This window comes from Mycobacterium gordonae, from assembly GCF_001417955.2.
Lineage (GTDB): Bacteria > Actinomycetota > Actinomycetes > Mycobacteriales > Mycobacteriaceae > Mycobacterium > Mycobacterium gordonae_B.
Genome location: NZ_LKTM01000072.1, coordinates 1 through 7,384, shown reverse-complemented (window position 1 = coordinate 7,384; position 7,384 = coordinate 1). Strand labels below are relative to the sequence as shown.

The following is a 7,384-nucleotide window of genomic DNA, read 5'->3' as shown; positions in this document are numbered from 1 at the left end:
CCGCCCATGCCGCCAGCACCACCAGAACCGACCAACAACGCATTCCCCCCGGCGCCACCGGAAGCACCGATCCCACCCATGCCGCCGGCACCCCCGTTGCCGGACAACCAGCCCCCGGTGCCGCCGGCGCCGCCGGACGCACCGGCCCCGCCGGCGCCGCCGTTACCGCCGGAACCGAACAAGCCGGCGGCACCGCCGGCACCACCTGCCTGCCCCGCTGCCCCGGACCCGCCGTTACCGCCCCGCCCGAACAAAAGTCCACCGGCGCCACCGGCGGCCCCCGAGCCTGCCGCTCCATCGGCGCCGGGACCGATCAGCGGCCGACCCAATAACAAGTCCGTCGGTGCATTGATCGCCCCAAAAGCCTGTTGCCCCAACGATTCCAGCGACCACACACCGGCCGCTTCCGCATCTCCGTAAGCGCTCGCCGCCGCCGCCAGCGACCTCATAAAATCCGCGTGGAAGACCGCTGCCTGGGCACTGACCGCCTGATAGTCGCGGCCCAACGCGCCGAATAGTTCCGCGATCGCCGCAGACACCTCATCGCCAGCAGCCGCCACCAGTCCCGTCGTCGATATCGCTGCCGCCGACCCGGCAGCGCTGACCCCAGACCCGACTACACCCAAGTCCGAGAGCGCCGCCGACAAGAACTCCGGTGCCACAACCACAAAAGAAGACACGATCATCAACTCCCAGCAAAGTTTCCTGTAATAGACGAGCGGCGAATTGGCCAGAACATAGACAGCCCGGTTGTTCGATGAGCGGACCCTGAAGACCCCGCCCGCACACCATGCCAAATCGCTTTTTGCACAACAAAATTGACGCGTCCGGACGTCCGGATCCGTCCGGGTGCCCGATGCCACCGTTGCGGCGGTGCCGATCGGCTGCCGACCGCTGCCGGCGGGGTACTACCGCAAACCGACGCCGCGGGCCAGGGCGGTGTCCACCATGGTGGCCAGCAGCGTCGGGTAGTCCACCCCGCTGGCCGCCCACATCCGCGGGTACATCGAGATGGTGGTGAACCCGGGCATGGTGTTGATCTCGTTGATGACGGGCCCGTGGTCGGTGAGGAAGAAGTCCACCCGGGCCAGGCCCTGGCAGCCGATGGCCTCGAACGCGCGAATCGCCAACTGGCGCAACGTATCCGCGATGTCGTCGGCAACCTTGGCGGGCACGTCCAATTCGGCTGCGTCGTCGAGGTACTTGGTCTCGAAGTCGTAGAAGCCGTCTTCGCGTCCGCGCACCCCGGCCACCCGGATCTCCCCCAGCGTGCTGGCTTCGATTGTGCCGTCGGGCATTTCGAGAACACCGCATTCCAGCTCGCGGCCGTTGATCGCCGCTTCGACGATGACCTTCGGGTCATGGCTGCGGGCGGCGGCGATTGCGGCGGGCAGATCGTCCCAGCTGGCCACCCGGCTGACGCCGATCGACGAGCCGCCCCGTGCCGGCTTGACGAACACCGGCAGGCCCAGCCGTTCGCGTTCCTCGGGGTGCAGCGTCGATTGTGACGGCCGCAGGACCGTGTAGGCGCCGACCGGGAGTCCCTCGGCGGCGAGCAGTTTCTTGGTGAACTCCTTGTCCATGCCGGCGGCGCTGGCCAGCACCCCGGCGCCGACATACGGGACACCGGCGAGTTCGAGCAGTCCCTGGATCGTGCCGTCCTCGCCGTATGGTCCGTGCAGCACCGGGAACACGACGTCGACTGCGCCCAGAATCTCCGACCGGGGGCTGGCTGGCAGGGCGAGTTCGGTGCCGGACTCCGCACTGACCCCGGGCAGTTGACGGTTGTTGATCGACAGTGCGGCGGGGTCGCCGTCGGTGAGCACCCAGGAGCCTTCCGGCGTGATACCGATCGCGACGACGTCGAACCGCTGCGGGTCCAGGTTGCGTAGGATGCTGCCCGCCGACACGCACGAGATGGCGTGCTCATTGCTGCGCCCGCCGAATACGACGGCAACGCGGACGCGGTTGCTGGCAGTCACAACCTGGAGAGGCTACCGGGTCGGCGATCCGGAGGCCGTTTTTGGCGACCCGGCCGGCGGTCACGGGGCATCGGGTCCGGGGAGACCGTCGGCGCCGTCGTTGGCGGGTGAATCGCCGGTGCCGCCAGAACCACCGCCGCCGCCGGAACCACCGACGCCGACCAGACCGGGGCTTCCGTTGGGGCCCGAATAATCTGGGTTGCCGGTACCGCCGGTGCCCCGTGAACCGGCCACCGCACCGGCGCCACCGTTGCCGCCGTCGCCGGCCTTCTCGGACGCGGAGTCGCCGCCGTTACCGCCGGTTCCGCCGGTTCCGCCGTTGCCCGCGTTGCCTCCGTTACCGCCGGCGGCGCTGGACGGCAGCGAACCACCGAGACCGCCGGCCCCGCCGGACCCGCCCTTGCCCGCATCGCCGCCGACGCCGCCGGCACCGCCGGTACCGGCGCCGAGGGCATCTCCGCCGGCGCCGCCGACACCACCGTTGCCCCCGATGCCGCCGGCGCCGCCTGCTCCGCCGTTCCTGATGATGCCGCCTTGGAAGTCACTGGCGCCGTTGCCGCCGCCCCCGCCATCACCGCCATTGCCGCCGCCACCGCCGAGCCCACCGGCACCCCCGTCGCCGGATACCGATCCGCCGGCGCCTCCGGCTCCGCCGGCGCCGCCATTCCCGCCGTTGAACCCTCCGTAGCCGGCGTAACCGTATGCGTCGGGGCCGTGTGTGCCGGTAGCACCGGCCGAGCCGAATCCACCAGCCCCGCCGTTTCCGCCGTTTCCGAATGACCCGCCATCACCGCCGGCACCGCCACCACCGCCATCGGCTCCGCCGGTGCCGCCGGCACCGCCCGCACCGCCGTCACCGCCGCTACCGGACGGGGCGGCCGATGCCGCACCATTGCCGCCGGCACCGCCGGCACCGCCGTCACCACCGATGCCCGACTTACCTGGGGCACCCGTATTTCCGCCATCCCTGCCACTACCGCCGTGGCCATTAGCGCCGCCCACGCCGCCTTCGCCGCCGTTCCCGCCGTTACCAGCAGCACCGACGGCGGAGTCTCCGCCGGTGCCGCCGCTGCCGCCGTTGCCGGCGTTGCCGGCGTTGCCACCGATGCCGCCATCACCGCCGAGGGAGATGGTGCCCGCGCTGAAGTTCTGGCCGCCGCTGCCGCCGTTACCACCGGCGCCACCCTTCGATGCCGATCCGCCGGCACCGCCGGCGCCCCCATGCGTGATGCCAAAACCACCGGCTCCGCCCGAGCCGCCGCCACCGCCGACGCCGCCATTGCCGGCATTGCCGCCAAAACCGGCAACTGATTCTGTCGCGTAGTTGTTGCCGCCGATGCCCCCACCGCCGCCGGCGCCGCCTGCCGAACCCGCGCCGCCGGCACCGCCCGCACCGCCAATGACGCCGCTGCCGCCGGCACCGCCGGAGCCCCCGGCGCCGCCGGCACCGCCATTGGCGCCGCCGCCACCTTTACTCCCGACTACGGATTGGCCACCGGCACCGCCGAAGCCACCATTACCGCCGAGGCCGCCACCGGCGCCGGCGCCGCCGGCACCGCCGGATCCTGAGACCGAGTCGCCGCCGGCACCGCCGGCACCGCCCGCGCTGGCGGTGCCGCCATGACCGCCGTTACCGCCGTCCCCGGCAGAGCCGCCGGATCCCCCGTCGTAGTACCCACCGCGTCCGCCATTACCGCCATTACCACCACCGCCGCCGGCACCACCGGCACCGCCCGCGCCCCCGGAGCCATTGGTGGCGCTGCCGCCGGCACCGCCAACGGCGCTGTTGCCGCCGTTACCGGCGGCCCCGCCCATCCCTCCGCCGACCGCGGGAGGCCCATATCCGTCGCCGGCGTCGCCACCGACACCGCCGTTACCGCCGGAACCCGCGGCACCGGCGGCACCGCCGGCACCACCATCGCCTGATCCGTCGGCCGCGCCACCCGCGCCGCCGGCGCCGCCGGCCCCGCCGTTGGCGCCATTTCCGGCGGGTCCGCCGTGGCCGTTGTCCACGCTGAGGAAGCCTGTGCCGTTGCCGCCGACACCGCCGCTACCGCCGTTGCCGCCCAGCCCGCCAATGCCTCCGGCCCCGCCGGCGCCACCGTTGCCTGTCCCGTGACCTGCACCGCCCGCGCCGCCGGTCCCGCCGTTACCGCCCACCGCGCCGCTGGCGCCGGGACCGCCGTCGGTGCCAGAGCTGAGGAAGCCGGCCGGCTTACCGGGTCCACCGGCCCCGCCGCTACCGCCGTTACCACCATCGCCGCCCCTGCCGCCGTCGCCGCCGCTTCCGGAGACCAGACCGCCCTCTCCGCCGGCCCCGCCGTTGCCGCCATTGCCGCCGGCCGTGCCGACCTGGCCCGGATTGCTGAACGGCTCGCCTGCGGCGCCGTTGGCTCCGTCGAGGGCCGCTCCGCCGTCACCGCCGTTGCCGCCGTTGCCGTACAGCCCTGCCCTGCCGCCGGCGCCGCCGTCGCCGCCGTTGGCTCCGGCCACGCCGAAGCCGTAGGCGCCCGCGCCGCCGTTGCCGCCGTTGCCCGATTGCGGGCCGGCGATGCCGCCTGCTCCACCGTCGCCGCCGTTGGCACCGCCGCCGCCGGTGCCACCATCGCCGCCGTTGCCGGATATCGCACCGCCATTGCCACCGGCACCACCGTCGGCGCCGTCGGAACGAACGCCGAAGCCGCCGTCCCCGCCTTTGCCGCCGCTGCCGACTGCGCCGCCGTCCCCGCCTGCGCCGCCCTTGCCGCCGCCGTTAGTGCCGTATCCGCCGTTCCCGCCGGCGCCGCCGTTGCCGGACGGCCCGGCCGCCGGGTTTCCGTCTCCGCCATCGCCACCGGCGCCTCCGGCTCCGCCGGTACCGCCCTTACCGGTGGCCCCCGGGGCTCCTCCGTCGGCGCCACCGGCGCCACCGGCGCCGGCAAGCCCGGTTATGCCGCCGCCGCTGCCGTTGCCGCCGTCGCCGGCCAGACCCTTAGCGGAATCGCCGCCGCGGCCGCCACCGCCGCCGGCGCCCGCGTCGCCCGCCGCACCGCCTGCGCCACCGTTGCCTCCCTGGGTGCTGCCGCCCTCAGGGCCACCGGCGCCGCCATTGCCCGCGTTCCCGCCGAAGCCGCCCAATCCACCGTTACCGCCGAGACCTCCTGTGCCGGATCCGTGGGCCGCACCGCCGTCGCCGCCCAGGCCGCCGGCTCCGCCTTTGCCCGCACTGCCGCCGGTACCGCCCGCACCGCCTGAGGCGCCAATCGCAAATTCCCCGGCCGCGCCTCCGTCGCCGCCGGATCCGCCGCTGCCACCCATGCCCCCGGCTCCGCCGGCGCCACCGGCCCCGCCGTTTCCTGACCCCAGGGCCTGTCCGCCGGCGCCGCCGGCGCCGCCGGCCCCGGCGTTACCTCCGCCGCCGCCCGCCCCACCCGGGCCGCCGGAGTTGGTGAAGGGGAACGTGGTGTCCGACTCACCGGTGCCGCCACCGCCGCCACCGCCGCCCGCGCCACCGGCTCCCCCGGCGCCGCCGGCGCCGCCGTTACCTGAGATCGAACCGCCGTTGCCACCGACTCCGCCTTTGCCGCCTTGGGCGCCGTCGGTGCCGGCGGTGCCGGCACCGCCCGTCCCGCCGCTCTGCCCGTAGGAGCCGTCGAGGCCTTTGCCACCGTCGCCGCCTTTGCCGCCGTTACCGACGGACCCGCCGTTGCCGCCGGCACCGCCATCGCCACCCATACCCTGCGGACCAGCGGCGTATCCGCCCAGACCGCCGTCGCCGCCGTTGCCACCGCTGGTGACCGCAGCGCCGTCAAGGCCGCTGGTACCTTTGCCGCCGCCGGTCCCGCCGGTGCCCACGCCACCGCCGGCGCCACCGGCACCCACGTTGCCGGGATTACCGCCGTCACCACCGCGGCCACCCTCCGCATGGCCGAACCCGCCGACCTGGCCGTTACCTCCGTCACCGGGCTTGCCGGCAGCGCCACCGGTGCCGCCCGTGCCGCCGGTGCCGTTGACGCCCGCGGTGCCTGACCCGCCGGCGGCGACGCCGCCGGCGTTTCCGCCGGCCCCGCCGGCCCCGCCGGTTCCTCCGCTGCCGCCATTACCGCCGGCTTGGCCGGCTTGGCCGAGTGCGGTTCCCGAAGCGCCGTTGACCCCGTCCCCGCCGTCACCACCGGTGCCGCCGTGGCCGCCGAGCCCGCCGGTGCCGCCGTCACCCCGGATCGCCCCGCCGAGGCCGCCCTTGCCGCCGGCGCCGCCGGCGCCGCCGGTCTCACCGGCGGTTCCGGAGTCGCCGGGGTTGAGGCCGTCGCTTCCGCGGACGCCGTTCGCACCCGTGCCACCGGTACCGCCTTGTCCGCCGTTGCCCAGGTTGCCGCCGTCACCACCGGCCCCGCCGGTTCCGCCGGCTCCCGGCGGCTGGCCGGTGGGCGCCGCGGTGGCGTTGCCGCCGGCACCACCCTTCCCGCCATGACCGGAGGTTCCGTCGGGGAGCTGGCCCGCGAGGCCCTTGGCGCCGGTGGCACCGCCACCACTGTTGCCACCCTCTCCGCCGAGACCGACTGCGCCGGCATCTCCGCCGTGCCCGCCGGTGCCGCCCTTTCCGGCGGTGGCCGCGTCGCCTCCGGCCCCGCCGACGCCACCGGCGCCACCGGCCCCGGCGGTCCCGCCGGTGCCGCCGTCGCCGCCGATCCCGTGCGTGCCGTCGCTGAATCCGGTGCCGTGGTGAACACCGCCGACGCCGCCGGCGCCACCTTTGCCACCGGTGCCGCCCGCCCCGCCGGTGCCACCGGCACCGCCGACCCCGCCGTCACCGCCGGTCGAGGGACCGACCTGGGTGTGGACGGGGAAGTCCGTGGAGTTCGCGCTACCTCCGGCGCCGCCGGTACCACCGGTCTCGCCCGAGGCCCCGGCGCCGCCGGCCCCGCCCTTGCCGCCGGCGCCCCCGGCACCGCCGCTGCCGCGGATCGAACCGCCTTCGCCGCCGGCCCCGCCGGCACCACCGGCGCCGCCGGTCTGACCGGCTACGCCGTCACCGCCGCGGCCGCCGGCACCGCCGTTGACTCCGGTGGCCTGGCCCAACGCCAGCGAACCACCAGCACCGCCATTACCACCGTTACCGCCGGGGGCGCCGAGTCCTCCGTTGCCGCCGTCCCCGGCGGCCGCCCCGACGCCGGCCCCGTTGGTGCTCACATATGCACCGCCGTTACCACCGTTGCCGCCGGCCTGGCCGGCCGCCGCGCCGCTGGCCCCGTTCGTGCCCGCCGTTGCTGAGTTGAACAACCCCGGATAGCCGGTGCCGTTGTCGCCATTGGCCGCTGGGGCGACTGGTGTCGGGTTGACGCCCGCAGCGCCGGCCGCCCCGTCTCCACCGGCGCCACCAGCGCCACCGTTGCCGAAGTTTCCGCCCTTACCGCCGGCGCCAC

3 protein-coding genes are annotated in these 7,384 nt (G+C 75.1%); all 3 read right to left on the bottom strand.

The features are described 5' to 3' along the window. The coding region (locus AO501_RS08995; RefSeq protein ID WP_156452420.1) for a PE family protein at window positions 1–686 on the bottom strand (686 nt) is incomplete at its 3' end. 222 nt (window positions 687–908) lie between these two features. Beyond that, entirely contained in the window at window positions 909–1,982 is a 1,074-nt protein-coding gene (locus AO501_RS08990; RefSeq protein WP_055577401.1) for a D-alanine--D-alanine ligase family protein, read from the bottom strand. 60 nt (window positions 1,983–2,042) lie between these two features. Then, window positions 2,043–7,384, bottom strand: a 5,342-nt coding sequence (locus tag AO501_RS40110) for a hypothetical protein (RefSeq protein ID WP_055577400.1), incomplete at its 5' end; no start/stop codon positions are given.